The sequence below is a fragment of the Actinoplanes sp. NPDC049599 genome (genome assembly GCF_044465625.1).
Taxonomy (GTDB): Bacteria; Actinomycetota; Actinomycetes; order Mycobacteriales; family Micromonosporaceae; genus Actinoplanes.
The window spans coordinates 1-21891 of sequence record NZ_JBITLX010000028.1; the positions used below are offsets into that span (position 1 = coordinate 1).

Consider the following 21891-nt stretch of genomic DNA (forward strand, 5'->3'; position numbering starts at 1 on the left):
GCCGCGATCTGGCACAACTGGCGCATCAACGCCGACGTCAAGCGTTCCTTGATCGCGTACGACCACTGAACTCATAAGGAATCACTCGTCTAGAGGAGCCCATTCCCCTCGCAACGCGCTCACGAACAAGACCCGTCCCCACGCCGGCCCGACCATCCGCAAGATCCCCTGCCCTGCCCTGCCCTGCCCTGCCCTGCCCTGCCGAGTCGAGCCCGACCAGCACCAGCACCAGCACCAGCACCCGAGGCTTTGCCAGCCGCTCCGGCTCCGGCTCCGGCTGCGGCTGCGGCTGCGGCTGCGGCTGCGGGGAACGACGAGGACTGACCGCCACGATCAGTCACCACACCGCCGCCAGCGGACCTTGATGAGCTAAAACGATCTAGCCGAACCAACACTCCACAAGATCCACAAGTCACGCACCTTTCCTCCTGACATGTCCCCCTCAACAACCCACACACAAGTCCAGAGCTACCCCCATCCATCGAACACCACCGATCACCTCACCCGCGGACCCCCTCGCGTCTTGCCAAAACGACAGTCCCCGCCCCAGAACAAGGCTCAAGAGAGCCTTCTGCAGGGATCGGCGTGCCCTCGCCGTCTAGACGCAACGCCGTTCAGTTAGGCGGATCGGTGGGTCGTCAAGGCGTGTCTGAGACGTAAAGCAGCGGAGCTCCGGTATAGAGGGTGGTCACTCTAAGACTTCCCTGACACCTGGAGCTCCGCTGGCTGATCAGATTGCCATAACCCGGACGGTGCGGGTAGCAGCGGGGGTGTTCGCGCCGGGCCATCTGGGCGAGCTGACTCGTCTGGTGCCGTTCGAGATGGTCGATGATGTCCTGGCCACGACCAGGCGAGCCGAGTCGCGGGTCCGGCTGCTACCAGCCCGGGTGGTCGTCTATCTGGTGCTTGCCGGATGCCTGTTCGCCGAGTTGGGATACCGGCAGGTATGGCGCAAACTGACCAGCGGGCTGTGCGGCCTGCCGCTGATATCGCCCAGCGGCAGCGCATTACGCCAGGCCCGGCAACGACTCGGCTCGCAACCGTTGCAGGCCCTGTTCGTGTTGCCCAGCCCTGCGAGAAGTAGACAGGGCCGTTCGGGCACGAGGGTGTCATGGGCTACGGCGATGAACCGGCCGAATCCGGTGGGGACTCCGTTTCGGCTGGCCAAGGCGGAGGCACCTGAATGGTTACGACCATCCGGACCGACCACCACCACAAAACAGGGTAAACGGTGTGCTGAGGTGGGCCTTCGCGGCGATCTTGTGTCGAGGTGGCGAGGATGGCCACCGCTCATCAAGATCGGCGCCCACTGGTTCCCGCCAGCGGCGCCCCCGGCTGGGTGGCGAGCTCGGCGAGGCCGCTCGATTCGTGCGGATGACTCATCAGGGCCGGGGACCACCAAGGCGGTTGGGGGCACGCCGGACGGCGTGCGGGTCCGGCTAGAGGCGGGTGCGCGTCTCGGTGACGGCTTCGGTGGCTTGGGTGAGGACCTCGGCCGGTGGGTCTGCGGCGATCAGGTCGTCGGCCATGACCCGCAGCTGGTCGGGCAGCACGGTGTCGGCCAGCCGTGGCACCGGCCGGTGCCGGCCCTGCTCGGCGTCGGCGGCCCGGTCGGCGAGCCGCTGCACCAGCGCGAAGACGACCTCGCCCCGGGTGCCGCCGGTCTTCGCCGGGGCGTGCCAGCGGCCCGCCTCCCAGTGCCCGACCTGGTTGAGCAGAAGCTGCACCGCGGTCTCGAAGTCCCCTGCGCTCACCGGAGCGAGGTTACCCGCAAACAGGGCAGCGCCCGGTCCGCGGGGAGGCGGACCGGGCGCTGCCGGGTGTGACGGGTGTGCGGGCGACTAGTCGTCGCCTTGCAGGAAGCTCAGCAGGCGCAGCACCTCGAGGTACAGCCAGATCAGGCTGACCAGGATGCCGAACGCCGCCGTCCACGAGTAGCGCTGCGGCAGACCCATCCGGACGCCCTCCTCGACCTCGTTGAAGCTGAGGATGAAGCTCAGCGAGGCGACGACGATGCAGATGAGGCTGAAGCCGATGCCCAGGGCGCCGTTGTCGCGCAGGCCGGTGCTGAAGCCGAACAGCGAGAGCACGAAGTTGATCAGGATGACGGCGAACAGGCCCGCCATGACCGCGATCATGCCGCGCTGGAACTTCGGGGTGGCGCGGATGACCTTCGCCCGGTACAGGAACGCCATCAGGAAGAACACGCCGAAGGTGGCGATCACCGCCTGCAGCACGATGCCCTGGAAGCCGGCGATCTCCTGGTAGAACTTGCTGACCAGGCCGACGAACGCGCCCTCGATGACGGCGTACGCGACGACCAGGGCCGGGTTCGCCATCCGGGAGAACGAGATGATCAGACCGAGCACCAGGCCGACCACCGCGGCGCCGATCCACGCGGGGCCGAGCAGCGAGTCCGGGATCAGGTTCCACGCGGCGACCGCGGAGACGCCGGTGATGCCGAGCAGCGTGACGGTCTTGACGACCACGTCGTCGATCGTCATGGGTTGAACGGCCGGCGGCGACGCCGGATATCCCGGTGCGCTCGGGTACGGCTGACCGTAACCCGGCTGACCGGCGGCCGGGCCGTACGGTCCGGCCGGGTTGTACCCGGCGGTCCGCTCCCGCTCGGCCGCCTGGCCGAGGCGCGAGAGCACCGGGTTGGAAGTCTTCACTGTGTCCAGCCTCCCTTGAGGTTGAGGCACGTAGGGGCGTGCTGTTCCAGGGTACGACCAATACCATCTTTGCGACGCCCGGGAAAGCTGTGAGCAGGCTGAAAACGTGCCCGGGGCGGGTCTCGAACCCGCACGCCTTTTGGGGCAGCCGCTTTTAAGGCGGCCGTGTCTGCCGTTCCACCACCCGGGCCGATGCGTTGATGCTCACCGTATCGGGTCCGGCCCGCCCGGCAGAACGCCGGACGGGCACAAACCACGCCTAGCGGGAGCCGGCGCCGACCGGCTCGGTGCTGCGCTCGTCGCCCAGCGGCGGCGTCACGTGGGTGAACTCCTCGCGCGGGGCGTGCAGCTGCCCCAGCGAGATGACCTCACGCTTGAGCACGAACGCCAGCGTCCAGTCGGCCAGCACCCGGACCTTGCGGTTGAACGACGGGATGCGGCTCATGTGGTAGGTGCGGTGCATGAGCCAGGCGGGGAAGCCCTTGAGCTTGACCCCGTAGATCTTGGCGACGCCCTTGTACAGGCCCAGGCTCGCCACGCTGCCCGCGTACTTGTGCCGGTAGTCCTTGGGCTCGGCGCCGATGATCACCGCGCGGATGTTGTCGGCCAGCACCGAGGCCTGCCGGACCGCGTGCTGGGCGCTCGGCGAGCACCAGGCGCCCGGGCTGGTCAGGTCGGGGACCTGCGCGCAGTCGCCGGCCGACCAGGCGCCGTCGAGCACCTTGTCGCCATCGATGATCTGCAGGGTGGTGCTGCAGGTGAGGTGACCCCGGGGACCGCGCGGCAGGTCGGTGTGGTCGAGCATCGGCGACGGCTTGACGCCGGCCGTCCAGACGATGGTCTCGGCGCGGAGGACCTCGCCGTCTGAGAGGTGCACCTCGCCGTCGACGCAGGAGTCCATCCGGGTCTCGAGGCGGATGTCGATGCCGCGCTTCTGCAGCTGGCGGGCCGCGTACGCGCCCATCTCCGGGCCGACCTCGGGCAGGATCCGGTTCGACGCCTCGACCAGCACGAAGCGCAGCTCGTCCTGCCGGAGCTCCGGGTAGTACTTGAGGCCGTCGCGGACCACGTCCTCCATCTCGGCGAGCGCCTCGACACCGGCGTAACCGCCGCCGACGAAGACGAACGCGAGCGACGCCTTGCGCATCCCCGCATCCGGGGTGGTGGCCGCGATGTCCAGCCGGTCCAGGATGTGGTTGCGCAGGTAGATGGCCTCGCCGATGGTCTTGAAGCCGATGCCGCGCTCCCGCAGGCCGGGGATCGGCAGGGTGCGCGACACCGAGCCCGGCGCCACCACGATGTGGTCGTACGCGATCTCCTTGGCCGGGCCGTCGATGGGCCGGACGGTGACCGTCCTGCGGGCGTGCTCGATCTTGGTGACCTCGCCGGAGACGATGCGGCAGTGCTTGAGCTCGCGCCGGAGCGGCACCACCGAGTGGCGCGGCGAGATGTTGCCGGCCGCCGCCTCGGGCAGGAACGGCTGGTACGTCATGTGCGGCTGAGGATCGATGACGATCACTTCAGCCTTCGCCGAGTTGAGCTTCTTCGACAGGCGCAGGGCCGCGTAGAGCCCCACGTGACCTGCCCCTACGACAACGATCCGCTGCGGTTTCACGGATTCATCATGCTGCGCGCGCCGCAGGGATGCGCGGTTCTGTGACCAAGCACAACCCGGTTGGTCAAGTGCCGTGACGCCCCCGTTTCAGTGCCGTTTCGCGGGTGCGATCTCGGTCACGGACGGCGCAGCAGCCGGCTCAGCAGCAGCGTCACCGCGACCGCCGCGGCGAGCCCGACCAGGGTGGCGATCAGGAACGCTCCGCCGGCCAGCTCCGCGGTCAGGCCCAGCGTGATCACGGTCAGCACGGCGGAGATCAGCACCACCACCAGCGCCCGGCCGAGCCAGCCGCCCACCACGTCCACGTTGACGATCGCGTCGTACGGCAGCACCGCTGCCAGCGCGGCCAGCGTGTGCCCCAGATACAGCAGGGTGGCGATGCTCAGCACCCGCCAGAGCGCGACCCGGGCGTCGTAGTAGGTGGTGTCGAGGACCCAGCCGGCCACCACGAGCAGCACGGTGACGGTCACGCCCCGGCCCCGCGGCGCGATGGCCGGGTAGCAGCCGGCCAGCCCGAGCAGCACCACGTAACGGCTGGTGGTCAGCGCCGCCGGCCAGGCCACCAGCAGGGCGAGCACAAAGGCGACCGCGATCCCGCCCCGGACCAGCAGCGGCAGGGCCGTCGCGCGGGCCACCACGGTGCGCGTCCGCTCGATCCGCCGGGTGATGCCGTCGAGCATGTCAGCGCCCCCGGGGTGCGGAGGCGAGCCGGGACACGTCCCGCAGCACCAGGTCGAGGCTGCCGGCCCCGGCCCAGGTCACCACCGGCACGCCGTGCTCGCGCAGCCGGCCCAGGACGTTCTCCCGTTCCATCCGCCACAGCTTGGTCGCGGTCGGCGTCCACGGGCTGCGGCTGGGCGGCGCGACCCCGGCCGGCAGCGTGTCCACCGCGACGGTGTAGCGGCCGGACTGGCTGAGCCCGGCCAGCATGTCGGCCGAGCGCGGGTCGACGAGCGGGGTCAGCACCATGACCAGCGCGTCCGAGGAGACGTGGTGGGCGCCGAACGCGTGCTCGTGCGGCCCCTGGTCGCCGCTGTCGGCGCGGACGTCCAGCAGCCACTCCAGCACCGTCAGGTACTGGCGGCGGCCGGTGGCCGCGCGCAGCCGCCGGGCGGACGAGCCGTACTCCATCAGCGAGACCCGGTCGCCGCGCTGCAGGTAGTGCTCGGCGATCGCGGCGGCCGCGCGGACGGTGGTGTCGAGCACCGACGCGCTGCCCTCGACCCCGCCGGACGTGCCGGCTTCGCCGAGCACGTCGAGCAGCAGCAGGACCTCGGCGTCCCGGTCGGAGAGGGTCGAGGCCACGTGCAGATCCCGGGTACGCAGGGAGACCCGCCAGTCGATCCGGCGCAGCCGGTCACCGGGCGCGAACGGGCGTACCCCGGCCAGCTCCCCGCCCTCGCCGGGCCGCCGCGACCGGTGGTTACCGACCAGGCCGGCCGCCGCGGGCATCGCCTCGGTGGCCGCGAACGGCTCGGTCTCGGGGTAGACGCGCACGCCCCGCGCCGGGGTGACGACCGGGCGGCAGGCGAGCAGCCCTCCGCAGGCGGCGACCCGCGCGGCGGCCGGTCCCACGTCGTGCCGGCCCCAGCGGGTCGCCCGGCCGGGCAGCTCCACGGCGGTCCAGCCGTCCGGCGCGACGGTGATCGCGAACGGCCGGTCGGCCTCCTCCAGCTCCAGCCACGGCGAGGTCCGGGTGCGCACGACCACCAGGTCGTACGGGATGACGTCGGGGTTGGCCACGGTGAGCCCGGCGCCGACCGGCCCGCCCTCGACGATGTGCTCCTCGGTCGCGTCCACGGTCAGCTCGGGCGCCGAGCGCGGCATCCGGCGCAGGCCGATGGCGGCGCCGACGGCGAAGGGCGCGGCGAGCAGCACCAGGTCGACCCGGCCCAGCGCCACGCCGAGCACCAGCAGCAGCCCGGTGAGCAGCACCGTGCGGCCCAGCGCCCGGGTGGGCACCCAGGCGGGCGCCGCCCACCCCTCGTCGCCCGCCGAGGCCGGCGGTACGGCGGCCCGCAACGACGGCGGCTCGAAGACTGTCACTGTCCGGAATACCCGCCCGCGTACGTCGGCAGGGCACCGCTGGCCGGCGCGGGCACGGCCTGCAGCACCTCCTGGACCACGAACGCCGGGTCGACCCGGCGCAGCCACATCTCCGGCCGCAGCGTGATCCGGTGGGCCAACGCGGGCACCGCCACGTCCTTGACGTCCTCGGGCACCACGAAGTCCCGGCCGGCCATGACCGCCCGGGCCCGGGCCAGCAGCAGCAGCGCGAGGGAGCCCCGCGGCGACGATCCGACCAGCACCGAGGCGTGGTCGCGGGTCGCCGAGGCCAGCGAGACGATGTACCGGCCGATCGAGTCCTCGACCACGACCTGTTCCAGCGCCGCCTGCATGGCCATCAGCCGGCGGGCGTCGACCACCGGGGCGAGCTGCGACTCCTCCTGGCGGCGCGACATCCGGCGGCGCAGCACCTCCCACTCCTCGTCCTGGGTGGGGTAGCCGAACGACACGCGCAGCATGAAGCGGTCGAGCTGGGCCTCGGGCAGCGGGTAGGTGCCCTCGTACTCGATCGGGTTGGCGGTGGCGAGCACGTGGAACGGCGGGTCCAGCCGGTAGGTGACGCCCTCGACGGAGACCTGCTTCTCCTGCATCGCCTCCAGCAGGGCGGCCTGGGTCTTCGGCGGCGTCCGGTTGATCTCGTCGGCCAGCAGCATGTTGGTGAAGACCGGGCCGGCCCGGAAGGCGAAGTCGCCCTTGCGCTGGTCGTACAGGAAGGAGCCGGTGACGTCGGCGGGCAGCAGGTCGGGGGTGAACTGCAGCCGGCGGAAGTCCAGGCCGAGGGACTGGGCGAAGCACCGGGCGGTCAGCGTCTTGCCGAGCCCGGGCAGGTCCTCCAGCAGCACGTGGCCGCCGGCCAGGATGCCGGCCAGCACGAGCTCCAGCGACTCCCGCTTGCCGACCACCACGCTGCCGACCGAGTCCAGGACAGCGCCGGCCAGCCTGCCCACCTCGTACGGCGGCAGGGCCTCCACGCTCGCGTCCGTCACCGAACCACCCTTCTCAGATTCTCTCTAGTGCCTCGACGTACGAGGACAGCTCACGCGGCTTCGGCACCCGCCGGCCCGGCTGGTCCAGGAACTCCCACAGCGGGTCGCCCAGCAGCTCCCGCGCCCGCCGCGGGTCCGACGCGCGGGTGATGCCGTGCTTGAGCCGCAGCCGCTCATCGGTCAGCTCGGCCAACCCGGGCAGGACGGTACGCGAGAACTTCTCGGCGTCGCTCCGCGACCACTCCAGCTGCCGCTCCCAGCGGCGCACCGCCGCGCGCAGGGTATCGGTGCCGGCCCACTGGTAGTCGCCGTCCTCCTCGCCGCGCCGGGCCGACGGGCGGGGCAGCGGCGGCGGCGCTACTTCGGACACCGCGAGCAGCAGCAGCCGCAGCGCCACGAACGCGGCCACGATCAGCAGGACCGAGACGTTGATGCCGCGGGACCGCAGCCCGGCCACCACGACCACGGTGGCGACGGCCACCAGCAGCGCGTTGCGGACCAGCCAGCCGAGCCGCGACCGTGGCTTCTCGACGCCCTCCTCCGGCTCGGGCAGGGCCACCTCGACGGGGCGGCTGCCGAAGAGGTCCTCCAGCCCGCCGTCCGGTTCGCGGCTCATGCCCCCACCCCCGCACCCAGGTCGGACCGGAGCCGTTCCAGGGCGGAACGGGCCTGCCGGCGCATCTGGTCGTCGACGGTGTGGGTCGCATACCGGGCCTGGCGGTAGACCGCGGCGAACGGGGTCAGCACGCCCGCGTCGAGGCGCTGCTCGGCCAGCAGGCGGGCCACCAGGTCGGTGGGGCTGTCACCCGCGTGCCGGGGCGTGCCGGCGGCCGCGGCGGCCTGTTCCAGCCGGACCCAGCAGGCGATGACCGCCCGGCGCGGATCCCGGTCGGTGTCGGAGAGCTCCTGCAGGCCCGCGTCCAGGGCGGCGACCAGGTCCTCGGCGGTGCTCGACTCGGTGCGCCGCGGATCGCGCCGGCCGGTGCGGCTGCCCCGGCGGCTCAGCGTCTGGCGCACCAGCGCCCAGCCCACCAGCCCGAGGACGATCACCGCGAGCACACCCAGGATCACCAGCGCCACGGTGCTGGTCCAGTCGGGCAGCTCGCCGCCGGCCTCCGCCGGTTGCTGCGACGGCCGCAGCGGCTCCGGCGAGGGCGGCAGCAGCGGCGCGGCCTCCTCGGTCGCCACGGCGTCCGGGTTGAACCGCTCGAGCTGCGGCGCCGACCGGGTGGCCGCCAGCGAGGCGAGAAAGAGCAGCCCGAGGACGGCGGCCAGCGGCCACCAGCGACGCAGTGCGGCGAGATCCACTACTGAGGGCCCTCAAGGTCATCCGTGCGCGGCGAAAATCGGCAGAGACCGAATCATGCCAGGCCCGCCAGCTCTTTGGCACGGGCCAGGACATCGTCGAGCATCACGGGGGTGAGCCGGCCGGTGAAGGTGTTCTGCTGCGAGACGTGATAGCAGCCCAGCAGCTCGGGCGCGCCCGGCTGGCTGACCTGGGCGCCGTGCCCGAAGGCGGGGCGCGGCACCGGCGGGCGCAGGCCGTACACCGCGGTCATCGCGGGCCACCAGGCCGACCAGGCGAAGGCGCCGAGCGCGAGCACCACGCGCAGGGTGGGCCGGATCAGCGCCAGCTCCCGGTGCAGCCAGGGCGCGCAGGTGTCCCGCTCGACCGGCAGCGGCTTGTTGTCCGGCGGGGCGCAGCGGACGGCCGCGAAGATCCGGGTGTGCCGCAGGGTCAGGCCGTCGCCGGCCGCGACGCTGGTCGGCTGGTTGGCCAGGCCGGCCCGGTGCAGGGCGGCGAAGAGCACGTCACCGGAGCGGTCACCGGTGAAGATCCGGCCGGTGCGGTTGCCACCGTGCGCGGCCGGGGCGAGGCCGAGGATGCCGATGCCGGCGTCGGCGGGGCCGAAACCCGGGATCGGGCGGCCCCAGTAGGTCTGGTCACGGAAGGCGGCCCGCTTGACCCGGGCCACCTCCTCGCGCCAGGCGACCAGGCGCGGGCAGGCGAAACAATCCGCGACGCCGGCGTCGAGGACCGGCAGGGCGGTCGCGGCGGCCGCGTGCGCGGCGACGTCTTCCGGGGTACGGCTGAGCACGCGCTCCAGCACAGCACTGCACGGCACGACGGGAGCACCCGGGGTGGGCGCTCCCGCCGTGCCGGTGGATCAGGCTGCCTTCGGGCGCAGGCAGAGCAGGTAGCCGCTGCCGGCGGTGCTGCCGTACACGTAGTACTCCTCGTTCTCCTTGAAGAACTTCTCGCAGGACTTGCTCTTGGTGTTGCTCTCGCCCTCGACCCGGCCCACCACGGTGAACGCGGCGTCGGCCGAGTCGCACTTGACGACCTTGGCCTTGGCCTCGGTCTCCTCGTCGGCCTTCACGTCCGCCGAGGAGGCCACGCAGTCACCGACCGCGGCGTCCTTGGCCTTGTCGCCGAAGAGCTGGTCCTTGACCACGAGCACGATGACAAACGCGACGATGGCGCCGAGAATGCGCAGGATGACCCGGCCCACCGCGCTCTTCTTCCTGGGCTCGGCCGGTGCCGCGCCGAAACCCTGCTGGGCCGGGTCGCCGGTGGGCTGGCCGGGCACGAACGGGCCGTCGGCCGGCGGCGGGCCGGCCGGCTGGCCCGGCGCGGGGGCGTTGCCGAAGCCCTCGTTGGCGGGCGGCGGGAAGCCGTCTCCGGCAGGGGGCGGCGGCGCGACCGGGTTGCTCACGATGTTTCCTCTCGGGGTCCGGCCGAGGGGGTCGGCCGATCGGAGCACAACGTAACGACCCGGGTGGTGCCGCCGCGACCCCGTTACCGAGCCTTCACCTGGGCGATGGCGAGACGGCCGCGGAGCTGGCCGAAGGGCCGACCGAGGGCCTGGCCGAAGGGCCGACCCCGGCGCTGCTGTCCGGCATCGGGCCGGGACCGTCGGTGGGCCCGCTCGGCGCCGGGTCCGCACTTGCCGAGGCGACCGGCAACCGGAACGGGTCACGCTCCGGGCAGTACGGGTAGGTGAGCCCAGTGACCTCGTTCGTGACGTTGCCGTCATCGTCGTAGCAGTAGGCGTTGCCGATGCGCAGCGGCTCGCCGTTCTGGTCGAACACCCGGGCGTTGGTGATCAGCCGGCCCTGCTCGTCGTAGATGAAGAGGTCCTCGACGCTGCTGTACGGGTTCTCGTAGCCGACGTCGCTGTAGGAGGAACCGCGGGCGTTGCTGTCGGCGTCGAGGAAGCCGCCGAGCGCGACGAGCACCAGCACCACCGAGCCCGCATACAGCGCCACCCGCGGCCCCCGGGCCAGCCGCAGCGAGCGCCGGCCGAGCCAGATCGAGCCCAGCACTCCGGCACCGAGCAAAAGCAGCGCGATCGCTTCGCTGCCGCCGATCCGGGGCAGCAGCCCGAGCGGCTGGCCGCTGTCGTCGAGCATCCAGGCCAGCACCATGGCCGCCAGGTAGCCGCGCAGCACCCACCACGCCGGACGCAGCAGCACCAGGAACTCGCTGGCCTTGGCGGCGCCGAAGAGCGGGCCGAGCCGGACGTCGGCGATCCGCAGCCGGGCCAGGGCCGCGTCGCGCATCTCCCGGACCTGGTCGGTGCGGCCGGGCGGATCGGGGAAGCCGCCGACGAACCCGGCGGTGGTGCGCAGGTCCGCCGCATACGCCTCCGGGCTGCCGAGCCGGTCGGTCAGCGAGCCCTCGCCGTCGGCCAGCACCTCGGCCAGGTGCTCGGGCAGATCCTCGAGCAGCTCGTCACGCAGCGACTCGGGCAGGTCGCCGAGGGCCGCGCGGACCGCGAACACATACAGATTGATCTCGTCCTGAGCTGTGGTGATCACGCCGTCTCCCGCTCGCGAAGCAGATCGTCCATCGTGGATGCGAAACCGTGCCAGACCTTGCCGGAGCGCTGCAACTCGGCACGGCCGGCGGCGTTGAGCGCGTAGTACTTGCGGTGCGGGCCCTCGTCGCTGGGCACGACGTAGGTGGTGAGCAGGCCGGCGTTGAAGAGCCGGCGCAGGGTGCCGTAGACCGAGGCGTCGCCGACCTCGGTCAGGCCGGCCATCCGCAAGCGGCGCAGGATGTCGTAGCCGTAGCCGTCCTCGTCGCGCAGGGCGGCGAGACACGCGAGATCCAGCACGCCCTTGAGGAGCTGGGTGGTATCCACGCGGTGCACACTACTGCGCGATCCGAAGTAGTGTCAAAGACGCGGTACCGGGGCGGCGGATCGACCGTCATCCACCGCCGGGACCACCATCGCACCGCCGGTCAAGCCGGCCGGCGCGCCTCGGTCAGGCCAGCGACAGGGCGATGCCGTCGAGGATGTCGTGCTCGCTGGCGACCACCGAGGACCGGCCCGCCCGTTCCATGATGACGCGCAGGATCAGGGCGCCCGCACCGATCACGTCGGCCCGGCCCGGGTGCATCACCGGCAGGTCGCGGCGGTCGGCCACGGTCGAGCCCAGCAGGTCGAACGTCACCTTCGCCACGTCGTCGTACGGGATCCGGGCGTGGTGGATCCGTTCCGGGTCGTACCCGGGCAGGTGCAGCGCCAGGGCCGCGACGGTCGTGACCGAACCGGCCAGGCCGATCAGCGTCGCGGTGCGGTGTCCCGACACCGTCCGCAGGGCGGTGTCGACCGCCGTGGTGATGTCCTGCTCCGCCGCCGCGACCTCCGCCGGGGTCGGCGGGTCGCCGTGCAGGTGCCGCTCGGTCATCCGGACGCAGCCGATGTCCACCGAGACCGCGTGCCGCACCTCGGTGTCGCCGACCACGAACTCCGTCGAGCCGCCGCCGATGTCGACCACCAGGTACGGCTGCTCCACGGTCAGCCCGGTGACCGCGCCGGCGAACGACAGCCGGGCCTCCTCGTCACCGGAGATCACCTCGGGGTCCACGCCCAGCGTGGCGCGGACCATCGCGGTGAAGTCGGCGGCGTTCGCCGCGTCGCGGGACGCCGAGGTCGCGCACATCCGGACCCGGCTCACGCCGAGCTCGGCGATCTCCATCGCGTACCCGAGCAGCGCCTTGCGGGTGCGCTCGATCGCCTCCGGGGCCAGCCGGCCGGTGCGGTCCACACCCTCGCCCAGCCGGACGATCTCCATCCGCCGGGAGACGTCGGTGAGCGTCCCGTCGACCACCTCCGCGATGAGCAGCCGGACCGAGTTGGTGCCACAGTCGATGGCGGCAACTCTCACGCGAACTCCCTAGAGATGGAGGAGCATCCTGGTGTTACCGAGGGTATTCGGCTTCACCCGCTCCAGGTCGAGGAACTCGGCGACACCCTCGTCGTAGGAGCGCAGCAGCTGGTCGTAGACGCCGTGCGGCACGGGGGCGCCGTCGATCTCGGTGAAGCCGAACGAGCCGAAGAAGCGGGTCTCGAAGGTCAGGCAGAACACCCGGGCCACACCCAGCTCACGGGCCACATGGAGGAGCTCCGTGACGAGCCGGTGGCCGATCTTGAGGCCGCGGCAGGCGGGATCGACGGCGACCGTACGGATCTCGGCCAGGTCCTCCCACATCACGTGCAGCGCCCCGCAGCCCACCACCCGGTCGTCGGCGACGTCCACGGCCACCCAGAACTCCTGGACCGACTCGTAGAGCGTGACGGTGGCCTTGTTCAACAGCCGGCGGTCCGACGTGTACGTGTCCACGAGGTCGCGGATGGCCCGGATGTCTGACGTCCGCGCGCGACGGATCTCCACCTGCATGCGGCCGAGTTTATTCAGCGTCGGGCCGTACGCACGGACCGCCTGTCCACCACGGCTCGACCGCCGCGCGCACCTCGTCGCCGAACGGGTTCACGCCCGGCCCGGCCGCCAGCGCGTGGCCGAGGTGCACGTGCAGGCACTTGACCCGGTCGGGCATGCCGCCGGCGGAGACGTTCGTGATCTCCTCGACGTGCTCCACCGCCTCGCGCCGCCGCAGGTAGTCCTCGTGTGCCTGCTGGTACTGCTTCGCCAGCACCGGGTCGGTGGAGAGCCGCTGCTGCATGTCCCGCATGACCCCGGCGGACTCCAGCCGGCTGCACGCCGCGGTGGCCCGCGGGCAGGTCAGGTAGAACATCGTGGGGAACGGGGTGCCGTCGTCGAGCCGCGGCGAGGTCTCCACCACGTCCGGGTTGCCGCACGGGCACCGGTGGGCGACGGCCCGGGTGCCCCGGGGACGGCGGCCCAGCTGCTGGGCAACGGCTTGGAGATCGCTCTCGGAGGGTGTCGTCATACTACTTTCGCAGGTCTGAATTGGCGGCGGCGACGCTGCCCCAGAGCGTGTCGTACCAGCGGTCCGGCGTGTCCGCGGTCGCGCCGCCGGCGTCGCGGGCGGCACCGGCGGCGTCCTTCAGCACCAGCAGCGGGTATTCACCTGGGCGCACGTAGAAGAGGCGGTCGCGGGCCTGGCTGCGGACGTACTCGTCGTCCTTCCACTTCTCCACCTCCTCGGTCAGCCCCTGGATCGTGGCCTGCTGCGCGGCCTGGTCGGCCTGCATCTGGGCGATCTGGGACTCCTGCGCGAGGTAGACGCGGACCGGATAGGTGTAGGCCAGGGCGAGGGCGACCAGCACGACGATCAGCACGGTGGCCCGGCCGGTGAAGGCCTTGGGCCGGGTGGCGACGGTGCGCTTGGTGGCGCCGGCCGCGGCCGCGCGGCGCGCGGCGGCCGGCCGGTTGCCGGACCTGATGCCGCTGGTGGTCCGGGTGGTGGGCAGGCGGCGGGGCTCGATCCGGGTGGCGGCGGTGTCGCGGGTGCGGGCCGGGCGAGCGGCCGTCCGGCTGCCCGGGCGCCCCGCGTGACCGGTGGCACGACGGGCGGGGCCCTGTCCACTCGGTGTGCGGCGCTGCGTCATCCCCTGCCCTCCCCCGGAGCTCGCCAAGACCATGGAGTGCGGCACCTGCCTCTGGACACTATGCCCACGAAACGCGGAGCCACAACTCCATGATCTGACGACGCAGGGTTACGCGGTGCGGTAACGCGGGAACGCACCCGCGCCCGCGTACCGGGCGGCGCTGCCGAGCTCTTCCTCGATGCGCAGCAGCTGGTTGTACTTGGCGACGCGGTCCGAACGGGCCGGCGCGCCGGTCTTGATCTGGCCGCTACCGACAGCGACGGCCAGGTCCGAGATGGTGGTGTCCTCGGTCTCGCCGGAGCGGTGGCTCATCATCGTCTTGAAGCCGGCCCGGTGCGCCATGTCCACGGCGTCCAGGGTCTCGGTCAGCGAGCCGATCTGGTTGACCTTGACCAGGACGGCGTTCGCGGCGCCCTCGGCGATGCCCCGGCCGATCCGGGTCGGGTTGGTGACGAACAGGTCGTCGCCGACGATCTGGACCTTGCCGCCGAGCTGCGCGGTGAGCGCGGTCCAGCCGGCCCAGTCCTCCTCGTCCAGCGGGTCCTCGATCGAGACGATCGGGTACGTCTCGGCGAGCTTGGCGTAGTAGTTGATCATCTCGTCGGTGGACTTCGGCGAGCCCTCGAAGACGTACGCGCCGTCGGAGTGGAACTCGGTCGCCGCGACGTCCATGGCGAAGACGATGTCGGTGCCCAGGGTGAAGCCGGCGGCCTGCACGGCCTCGGAGATCAGGTCCAGCGCGGCCGCGTTGGTCGGCAGGTTCGGCGCGAAGCCGCCCTCGTCGCCCAGCCCGGTCGACAGGCCCTTCTTCTTCAGCACCGACTTGAGCGCGTGGTAGACCTCCGCGCCGGTGCGCAGCGCCTCGCGGAACGACGGCGCGCCGATCGGAGCGATCATGAACTCCTGCACGTCGACGTTCGAGTCGGCGTGCGCGCCACCGTTGAGGATGTTCATCATCGGCACCGGCAGCAGGTGCGCGTTCGGGCCGCCGAGGTAGCGGAACAGCGGCAGCTCGGCGGAGAGCGCGGCGGCCTTGGCGACGGCGAGCGAGACGCCGAGGATCGCGTTGGCGCCGAGCTCGGACTTGTCGGCGGTGCCGTCGATGTCGAGCATCTTCTCGTCGATCAGGCGCTGCTCGCTGGCCTCGTAGCCGAGCAGCTCATCGGCGATCTTGTCCTCGACGTTGCTGACCGCCTTCTCGACGCCCTTGCCGAGGTAGCGGCCCTTGTCGCCGTCGCGCAGCTCGATTGCCTCGAAGGCGCCGGTGGAGGCGCCGGACGGCACCGCGGCGCGTCCGACCGTGCCGTCGTCCAGGCCCACCTCGACCTCGACGGTGGGGTTGCCCCGCGAGTCGAGAATCTCCCGGGCGACGATCGCTTCAATGGTGGCCATCTGTCGTGTCGCTCCTCATGCTCGTATGGATAGATTCCAGACCGCGACCCTGCGGCCCACCACGCGCTAGAGCGTATCGAGCCGGAGTGTCGCCCGTGGCGGCGGCCGGTGAACTTCCGCCGCCACATGCCTCAGGCGGAGGCGAAAAATGCCGATCTCGGGTATCGCGATGACTACTACCGTGCCCCTTCCTGATGCCGGCTCGTACGTCGAGATGACCGCCTCCGACGAGCAGGCCAGCCGTGTCCGTGTGGTCCACGCGGAAGGTCGCGGGCTCATCCTGTCGGCCCCGCTGGTCGCCGTGCCCCAGGTGGGCACGGGCGTCACCCTGCGCTGGTCGGCCGCACCGCGCGGACGGTACGCCCTGCCCTGCTCGGTGCTCGAGGTCGACGAGAACCGGCTGCGGGTCGAGGCCCGCGCCGAGCCCGTGGTCGAGCAGCAGCGCCACTACGTCCGCGGCGGCGGGGGCGAACAGGTGCTCATGCGCCGGGAGGGCTTCCCGGACGCGAACGGCTGGATCCGCGACATCAGCGAGACCAGCATGCGGGCCCACTTCGAGGACACCAACGTCCGCGACAGCGAGGACCTGTGGCTGCGCATCGAGCTGGGCAGCGAGGTCATCGAGGTGGCGGCGACGTCGTCGAAGGTCGCGGCGCTGCCCCAGCAGGTGCCGCCGGGCCCGATGTCGGTGGAGCTGGTGGCGCTCTTCTCGGCGGACGAGGCGCAGGCCCGGCTGATCCGCCGGTACGTGATGCGCCAGCAACTGCTGAGCCGCAGCCGAGCCTGAGAGTCACCCCGCGAATACCGGTTTGCGCGCAGTTGCACGCATCGGCCAAGGTGGGCACGTGCTGTTCTCCCGCCGACGCCTCGCCGCGGCCGCGCTCGCCCTGTGCGCCGCCACGGCAGGCTGCTCGGACCTGGACGACCCCGGCCAGGGGCTGACCCGCAACGACCTGGTGGCAGACCTGGCCGCCCAGATGACGGCGGCGGCCGACCTGACGTACGAGGCGAGCTACCAGCTGCCGGGCGGGGCGAAGGCAACGGTCGCGCAGACCCGCAAACCGGCCCGCACCGCGTACGTGTACCCCGGCGGCAAGGTCACGGTGACCGCGGACGCGACCACGGAATGCCGTACGGCGAAAACGACCACGTGCACGATGACGGCGCCGGCGAGCGCGGCCAGCCCGCCCTCGGCCAAGGTCTTCGCGGTCGCGGGCGAAACCGGCCTGGTCACCCCGGCCACAGTGCTGGCCCTGCTGAACGCGGCCGTCCTGGACAGCGACGTGGAAGTGGCGCAGCACGACACCACGATCGCGGGCAGGCACGCCACGTGCGTCCAGCTCACCGGGGTCGACGACGCCGCGGCCCGCGACTTCAGCACGTGCATCACCAACGAGGGCGTGCTGGGCAGCTTCAACGGGATCCTGAACCAGACCCGGGTGGACGTGGCAATGACCCACTACTCGGAACAGGTCGAGGAGACAATGTTCGACCTGCCCCCCGCAGCCAAACTGGTGGACCGCCGAGGCACCTAGCGCGCGTTGGGGTGCAGCGGCCCCGCTGTGCTCGCAGGCGTGGGTCTGCGGGCGGACGAGGTTGGCCCGGGTGGAGAAAGCGCCTGCCAGTGCGGGTCCGGACACAGAGGTCGACCTTCGCCATCCAGCGCCGTCGCAGCCTCAGCGGCAGCCTTCCCGCAGATCTGGATGAGCTAAAACGTTCCAGTGAGTCTTTTGCATGGCTGTTGTGATGATCGATCGCCATCCCCCGGACGGGCGACACGCTTCTGCCGCGCCGAAACGGCCGCGCCAAGCATTGCCGGAGGCCAGCCCACCGCCGAACCCACAGCACCGGCCCACACATTGAGCAGGACTCTCACATCACGGAACTCCTAAGGAAACAAAGGGCGTAAAAGTCACGAAGCGAGCAGTGAATTGTCGATCTTGTGGACTTAAGGTTCGAGCTCACACCACATCAACGAGATCGACATCTTGCGCGTCGGTGGCGGTCGGCGGGCTATTGCCATCGCCCGATACGCCAACCACGCAAAAGACTCCCCCCACACCACCCCGCCACAAGGTCCACCACTCCCACCCTCTTCCTGGTCATTTTAGTAGTGTTAAGTGGGTTATTGGTGGGTTACATCCGAATCAACGCTTTCGAGCTGACTCTGATACGAGTAGATCTGCGGGCTTTAATCCCTCGATCGTGCTTGATTAGCTTTCCGCCAGGAATCGACGGACCCGGCCCTGATCGCACCCCGGCTGACCGCGTGGCGCCAGGCCCGCACCGACGCCCGTACCGCGCTCCCACCCACGACCTGCGCGAGATCTTCAACGCCATCCTCTACGTCAACCGCACCGGCATCGCCTGGCGCTACCTCCCGCACGGCTTCCCTCCACACGCGACGGTCTACGGCTACTTCGCCCTATGGAGCAAGGAAGGGATCTTCGTCGAACTCAACTATCAGCTCACCGGACTCGTCCGCGATCACCACGGCCGCACCGTCTCGCCGACCGCAGCAATCATGGACACCCAGAGCGTCAAGACATGACCAACGTGCCCGCCGACACCCCAGGCATCAACGCCGGCAAAAAAGATCGTCGGCCGTAAACGCGGCATCATCACCGACACCCTCGGCCTGCCGCTCGCGTGATCGACAACCTCGCCCGACGGCTCACCGACGAAACCATCCCGACCTGGCGAGAATCCCAAAACGCATAACACAATCTCCACGAGCCAATCCCGCATACCGGACGAACCTGGCAACGGGCTGGATCACGGGGGGCCGTGATCCAGAGATGGCGAAAGTCGGGGCAAGGGCGAGAACGGCCGTGACTTCAACAGGCCGCAACATGGCCCGATCCTGACAGCCGCAGTCACGCCTGACCGAGACGCCGGCGTCGCCCGGCCCTGCCTCGGGCTACACGCCGAGCAGGGTGCGCAGGTGGCGGGGTGGTGGGGAGCCGTGCGCCAGCATCGCGTCGTGCCAGGCCTTCGGGGTGGCACCGAACGGGCGGCTCGCCGCGATTGCCGACACCTCCGTGTAGCCCACGAAGTAGGTCGAGAGCTGGGTTGAGGTCAGCAGTGCCCGCTTCCACTTGCCGGCCGCCTCGCCCTCCTCCTGGAAGCCGCGGCCGGTCATCATGGCCATCGCCTCGGCCTCGCTCAGGTCCGCGCAGTGCACCAGCTGGTCGAGGATCGCGTTCAGGCTCATCCGGAGCTGCATCTTGAGCTGTTGCAGGCGCACCGGCAGGCCGCCGAAGCCGAGGCCGGCCATCAGCTCCTCCGCATACACCGCCCAGCCCTCCACGAACGGGCCGGAGAAGCCCAGCGCTCGCACGCGGGTGTCGGCGCGGAACCGGCGGGAGTGGGCCAGCTGGAGGAAGTGGCCGGGCATCGCCTCGTGGACCGTCAGGTTGCGCAGCATGTGGTCGTTGTATTCGCGGTAGAACGACTCCACCCGGTCGCCCGGCCAGTCTGCCGGGGCGGGCGCGATGCAGTAGAACGTCGGCACGTCCGCGGTCTCCAGCGGGCCCGGCGGGTCGCAGTAGGCCACTGCCACCCCGCGGGCGAACTCCGGCATCTCCTCGATCACGCACGGGTCGTCGATGAGCGTCATCAGGGCGTGCTCGCGGACGAATTCCGTCGCCTCGGCCATCGTGACCTTTGCCAGGTCGACGATCGTGCTGTCGTCGGGGTGCTGGGCGGCCAGGGCGTCCAGGGCGCGGCGGACCGTCTCGTCGGTGGGCGGGCCGCCGGTCAGCTCGGCCGCCGCCGCGCGCAGCTGCTCGCCGACCTCGGCCAGGTTGCGTTCCGCACGGGCCAGGACCTCGGTGGCGGGCAGCTCGGTGTCGAGGGTGTGCCAGAGCCGGGCCTCCCACAGCGGGCGGCCCAGGCGGGGGTCGCGGCCCGGCTCGCCGCTCTCCAGCCTCGCCCGGAGCCAGCCGTCGAACTCGGCCAGCGCCGCCAGGGCCGTGGCCGCCGCCGGCTCGACCGCCGGGCGCAGGGCGGGCGCCTCGGCGAGCAGGCCGGGCAGCTGGTCGCGGATCAGCGCCGCGGTGCCGGCGAACTGGCCCACCGCGATCTCGGTGTGCAGCCGGGGCACGTCGCGCAGGACCGCGCGGGCGGTGGCCAGCGCGTCGGGGACCGACGCCAGCCGGCCGCCGAGGCTGGTGAGGCGTTCCTCCGCCGGGGCGAACGGGCGGGCCAGCAGCGTGTGCAGCAGCGGGCCGGGATTGTGGGCCAGCGGGTTCCACTCGTGCTCGCGGACGTCGCCGAGCTCGAACATGCCGCGCTCGACGATCGCCGACAGGATCGCGTGGTCGACCTTGTCCTGGTCGTTGAAGTCGTCGGGGTCGGTGCCGGACAGCGCGTCGGCGGCGTCGCGCAGCATCGTCACCCGGTCGGCGACCGCGCCCGGCGACAGATCGGGCAGCCGATCGTCGTAGCGATGGTCGCCGGCGTAGGACGCCAGGGCGGGATCGGTCTCCAGGATGGCGTCGACGATGCGCTCCGCGAGCGGCACGAACTCCGGCATGGGGCGAAATCTACTCGCCGGGTGCGACATTCTCGCGCCGCCGGACGGTGGCTCAGGCCTCGGCTTCGCGGATCGCGGCGGCCAGCTCCAGCGCCGACTGGCGCAGCGCGGCCTCCGCGTCGAGACCCTGCGAACGCGCGTCCGCGACCAGCCGCAGCAGCGTGGCGCCGAGACCGGAGCCCGGCGGCAGCGGCACCGTCACCCCGGCCCGCTCGGCGCGCTGGAGGATCTTCGCCGCCAGCGCCAGCGCGGGCTGGCTCACGGCGATGCCGTCCAGGACCGAGTCGCGGGACTTCTCCGCCTTCTTGATCCGCTCCCAGTTGTCGATGATGTCCTCGACGCCGGAGACCTGCGCGTCCGCGAAGACGTGCGGGTTGCGGCGGACCATCTTCTCGACCAGGCCGCCGGCCACGTCGTCGATGCTCCAGCGTTCGTCCGCCGGCAGGTTCTCGGCGAGCCGGGCGTGCAGCACCACCTGGAGCAGCACGTCGCCGAGCTCCTCGCGGAGCGCCGCCAGGTCCGAGGCCACGATCGCGTCGTACGCCTCGTAGCTCTCCTCCAGCAGGTACGGCGCCAGGCTCTCGTGGGTCTGCTGCAGCTTCCACGGGTCACCACCCGGCGACGCCAGCCGGTCCATCACCGCGACCGCGTCCAGCAGCCGGGCGCCCGGCGGGTCCCATGAGCCGTAGCAGAGCTCCAGTTCGGCCAGCGCGGGCTCGCGGGCCAGCCGCAGCCCCAGCCGCCGGGCGAACTCCTCGTCGCCGGCCGCACCGGCCAGCCAGATCGCCGTGTGGTGAGTGGCCAGCGCCGCCACCAGCGTCTCCGGCTCCGGCTCGATCACCGAGACGGTGACCCCGGAGGAGCGCAGCGCGTCCACCTGGTCGCTCTCGCCCGGCGTGTAGACCGGGTGCGCCCGCAGCAGGTCCCAGGCCTCGGCCGTGAGCAGGCCGGCCGGCAGCCGCGGGGACGTGACCAGCAGGACGATGCGTCCGGCTGGGGCCATCAGGAGACGTCGGTGACGAACGGGGCCTTGCTCGACCCGGCGCCGGCGAACGACACCTCGACCAGCGGGACGTCCGCGTTGCCCGCCTGCGCCGACAGCAGCACCAGCTGCTGGTCGCCGTACCGGGGGTTGAGCTTGACGTGGTCGTCCTCGACGATCTCCGCCAGCTCGTTGCGCAGGCCGATGGTCTGCTGCAGGGCCTGCTTGTTCTGGTCCGAGAGCTGGGTCTTGAACTGCTCGTACGGCGTCGCGTCACCCGCGCCACCGGCCCGCAGCCGGTCGTACACCGGGCGCAGGTCGGCGTCGGTGAGCGGGGCCGGGGTCACCTTGGGCAGCAGCGCCGCGCGCAGCTGGAACGTGCGGGCGTAAAGCTTGGTGTACTCCCAGTTCGGGGAGTAGCTGGAGCCCTGGGCGATCTGCTCGACGGTGGGCTCGGCGGCTGCCTGCACGCCCTTGGCGGCCGCCGCCTGCTCCAGCACGTCGATGGTGAGCAGCGCGTTCAGCACGTCCTTCTGCTTGAACGGCATCTCCACCGGCGGCAGCGCGGCGGCCGAGGCGCCGGTGGTGTCCTGCTGCTGCACCTGCTCGCGGGCCGCGGTCAGCTCGTCGCGGGCCTGGTCGTAGACCCGCTGGACCTGCTCCTCGGTGATTTTCTGATCGCCGCCCAGATACGCGGCCACGTCGGGCTCGGCCTGGCAGGCCGACAGACCGGCCACGGCGAGGACGGCGACGACGGTGGTGGATGCGAGTCGGCGAGCACGCTGCATGCCGATGACTCTCTCACGGCCGGTG

22 protein-coding genes, 1 tRNA gene and 2 pseudogenes are annotated in these 21891 nt (G+C 71.4%); 4 read left to right on the top strand and 21 right to left on the bottom strand.

Annotated features, from left to right (window positions below; all coding sequences use genetic code 11):
- Positions 1–770 precede the first annotated feature (770 nt).
- A pseudogene (locus ACIBQZ_RS34385) lies at positions 771–1046 on the top strand (transposase domain-containing protein); the annotation flags it as partial.
- Between the two features lie 393 nt (positions 1047–1439).
- Here the strand turns inward: ACIBQZ_RS34385 and ACIBQZ_RS34390 are convergent.
- From ACIBQZ_RS34390 to eno, 18 genes are all read right to left on the bottom strand, one after another.
- On the bottom strand, positions 1440–1754 hold the full coding sequence (locus ACIBQZ_RS34390) for a hypothetical protein (RefSeq protein ID WP_396093018.1): 315 nt from the start codon (positions 1752–1754) through the stop codon (positions 1440–1442).
- Between the two features lie 87 nt (positions 1755–1841).
- Entirely contained in the window at positions 1842–2675 is an 834-nt protein-coding gene (locus tag ACIBQZ_RS34395; protein WP_396093019.1) for a Bax inhibitor-1/YccA family protein, read from the bottom strand.
- Positions 2676–2782: 107 nt separating this feature from the next.
- A tRNA-Leu gene (locus ACIBQZ_RS34400) sits at positions 2783–2865 on the bottom strand.
- A gap of 69 nt (positions 2866–2934) precedes the next feature.
- Complete coding sequence (locus ACIBQZ_RS34405; RefSeq protein ID WP_396093020.1) at positions 2935–4290, bottom strand: NAD(P)/FAD-dependent oxidoreductase; 1356 nt, start codon at positions 4288–4290, stop codon at positions 2935–2937.
- A gap of 116 nt (positions 4291–4406) precedes the next feature.
- Positions 4407–4970, bottom strand: coding sequence for a hypothetical protein (locus ACIBQZ_RS34410; protein ID WP_396093021.1), 564 nt, complete (start codon positions 4968–4970; stop codon positions 4407–4409).
- Between the two features lies 1 nt (position 4971).
- Positions 4972–6312 carry a DUF58 domain-containing protein gene (locus ACIBQZ_RS34415; RefSeq protein ID WP_396093113.1) on the bottom strand — a complete coding sequence of 447 codons (1341 nt, stop codon included), beginning with the start codon at positions 6310–6312 and terminating at the stop codon, positions 4972–4974.
- Between the two features lie 20 nt (positions 6313–6332).
- Complete coding sequence (locus ACIBQZ_RS34420) at positions 6333–7343, bottom strand: AAA family ATPase (protein WP_396093022.1); 1011 nt, start codon at positions 7341–7343, stop codon at positions 6333–6335.
- Positions 7344–7356: 13 nt separating this feature from the next.
- Positions 7357–7959, bottom strand: coding sequence for a hypothetical protein (locus ACIBQZ_RS34425; RefSeq protein WP_396093023.1), 603 nt, complete (start codon positions 7957–7959; stop codon positions 7357–7359).
- The gene (locus ACIBQZ_RS34430) at positions 7956–8651 is read right to left on the bottom strand and encodes a DUF4129 domain-containing protein (protein ID WP_396093024.1); all 696 of its coding nucleotides are present in this window, start codon (positions 8649–8651) and stop codon (positions 7956–7958) included. Before ACIBQZ_RS34430 ends, ACIBQZ_RS34425 begins: the two co-directional genes overlap by 4 nt.
- A 53-nt stretch (positions 8652–8704) precedes the next feature.
- Positions 8705–9442, bottom strand: a complete 738-nt coding sequence (locus ACIBQZ_RS34435; RefSeq protein ID WP_396093114.1) for a uracil-DNA glycosylase — start codon at positions 9440–9442, stop codon at positions 8705–8707.
- A gap of 69 nt (positions 9443–9511) precedes the next feature.
- Positions 9512–10060 (bottom strand): hypothetical protein, encoded by a 549-nt coding sequence (locus ACIBQZ_RS34440; protein WP_396093025.1) that lies wholly within the window; start codon positions 10058–10060, stop codon positions 9512–9514.
- Positions 10061–10154: 94 nt separating this feature from the next.
- Positions 10155–11165, bottom strand: coding sequence for an HAAS signaling domain-containing protein (locus ACIBQZ_RS34445; protein ID WP_396093026.1), 1011 nt, complete (start codon positions 11163–11165; stop codon positions 10155–10157).
- The gene (locus ACIBQZ_RS34450; RefSeq protein WP_396093027.1) at positions 11162–11491 is read right to left on the bottom strand and encodes a PadR family transcriptional regulator; all 330 of its coding nucleotides are present in this window, start codon (positions 11489–11491) and stop codon (positions 11162–11164) included. Before ACIBQZ_RS34450 ends, ACIBQZ_RS34445 begins: the two co-directional genes overlap by 4 nt.
- Positions 11492–11615: 124 nt before the next feature.
- Positions 11616–12521, bottom strand: a complete 906-nt coding sequence (locus ACIBQZ_RS34455; protein WP_396093028.1) for an exopolyphosphatase — start codon at positions 12519–12521, stop codon at positions 11616–11618.
- 9 nt (positions 12522–12530) lie between these two features.
- Positions 12531–13034, bottom strand: a complete 504-nt coding sequence (locus ACIBQZ_RS34460) for an amino-acid N-acetyltransferase (protein WP_396093029.1) — start codon at positions 13032–13034, stop codon at positions 12531–12533.
- A 10-nt stretch (positions 13035–13044) separates the two neighbouring features.
- Entirely contained in the window at positions 13045–13545 is a 501-nt protein-coding gene (locus ACIBQZ_RS34465; protein WP_396093030.1) for a DUF501 domain-containing protein, read from the bottom strand.
- A 1-nt stretch (position 13546) separates the two neighbouring features.
- A complete protein-coding gene (locus ACIBQZ_RS34470) occupies positions 13547–14167 on the bottom strand; it encodes a septum formation initiator family protein (protein ID WP_396093031.1) in 621 nt (206 codons plus the stop codon).
- Between the two features lie 108 nt (positions 14168–14275).
- Positions 14276–15559, bottom strand: coding sequence for a phosphopyruvate hydratase (gene eno / locus ACIBQZ_RS34475; RefSeq protein ID WP_396093032.1), 1284 nt, complete (start codon positions 15557–15559; stop codon positions 14276–14278).
- A 169-nt stretch (positions 15560–15728) separates the two neighbouring features.
- On the opposite strand from eno, the gene ACIBQZ_RS34480 reads away from it, so the two are divergent.
- The 3 genes and pseudogenes from ACIBQZ_RS34480 to ACIBQZ_RS34490 form a co-directional block, all read left to right on the top strand.
- Positions 15729–16346: a hypothetical protein gene (locus ACIBQZ_RS34480; RefSeq protein WP_396093033.1), complete on the top strand. Its 618-nt coding sequence runs from the start codon at positions 15729–15731 to the stop codon at positions 16344–16346.
- A 58-nt stretch (positions 16347–16404) separates the two neighbouring features.
- The gene (locus tag ACIBQZ_RS34485; RefSeq protein WP_396093034.1) at positions 16405–17094 is read left to right on the top strand and encodes a hypothetical protein; all 690 of its coding nucleotides are present in this window, start codon (positions 16405–16407) and stop codon (positions 17092–17094) included.
- A gap of 711 nt (positions 17095–17805) precedes the next feature.
- Positions 17806–18209, top strand: a pseudogene (locus ACIBQZ_RS34490) (transposase); the annotation flags it as partial.
- Between the two features lie 270 nt (positions 18210–18479).
- On the opposite strand, the gene ACIBQZ_RS34495 reads toward ACIBQZ_RS34490, so the two are convergent.
- Genes ACIBQZ_RS34495 through ACIBQZ_RS34505 form a run of 3 tightly spaced genes read right to left on the bottom strand, consistent with a single transcriptional unit; the run spans position 18480 to position 21866 of the window.
- On the bottom strand, positions 18480–20096 hold the full coding sequence (locus ACIBQZ_RS34495; RefSeq protein ID WP_396093035.1) for a DUF885 domain-containing protein: 1617 nt from the start codon (positions 20094–20096) through the stop codon (positions 18480–18482).
- A gap of 52 nt (positions 20097–20148) precedes the next feature.
- On the bottom strand, positions 20149–21099 hold the full coding sequence (locus ACIBQZ_RS34500; protein WP_396093036.1) for a MazG family protein: 951 nt from the start codon (positions 21097–21099) through the stop codon (positions 20149–20151).
- On the bottom strand, positions 21099–21866 hold the full coding sequence (locus ACIBQZ_RS34505) for a hypothetical protein (protein WP_396093037.1): 768 nt from the start codon (positions 21864–21866) through the stop codon (positions 21099–21101). Before ACIBQZ_RS34505 ends, ACIBQZ_RS34500 begins: the two co-directional genes overlap by 1 nt.
- Positions 21867–21891 lie beyond the last annotated feature (25 nt).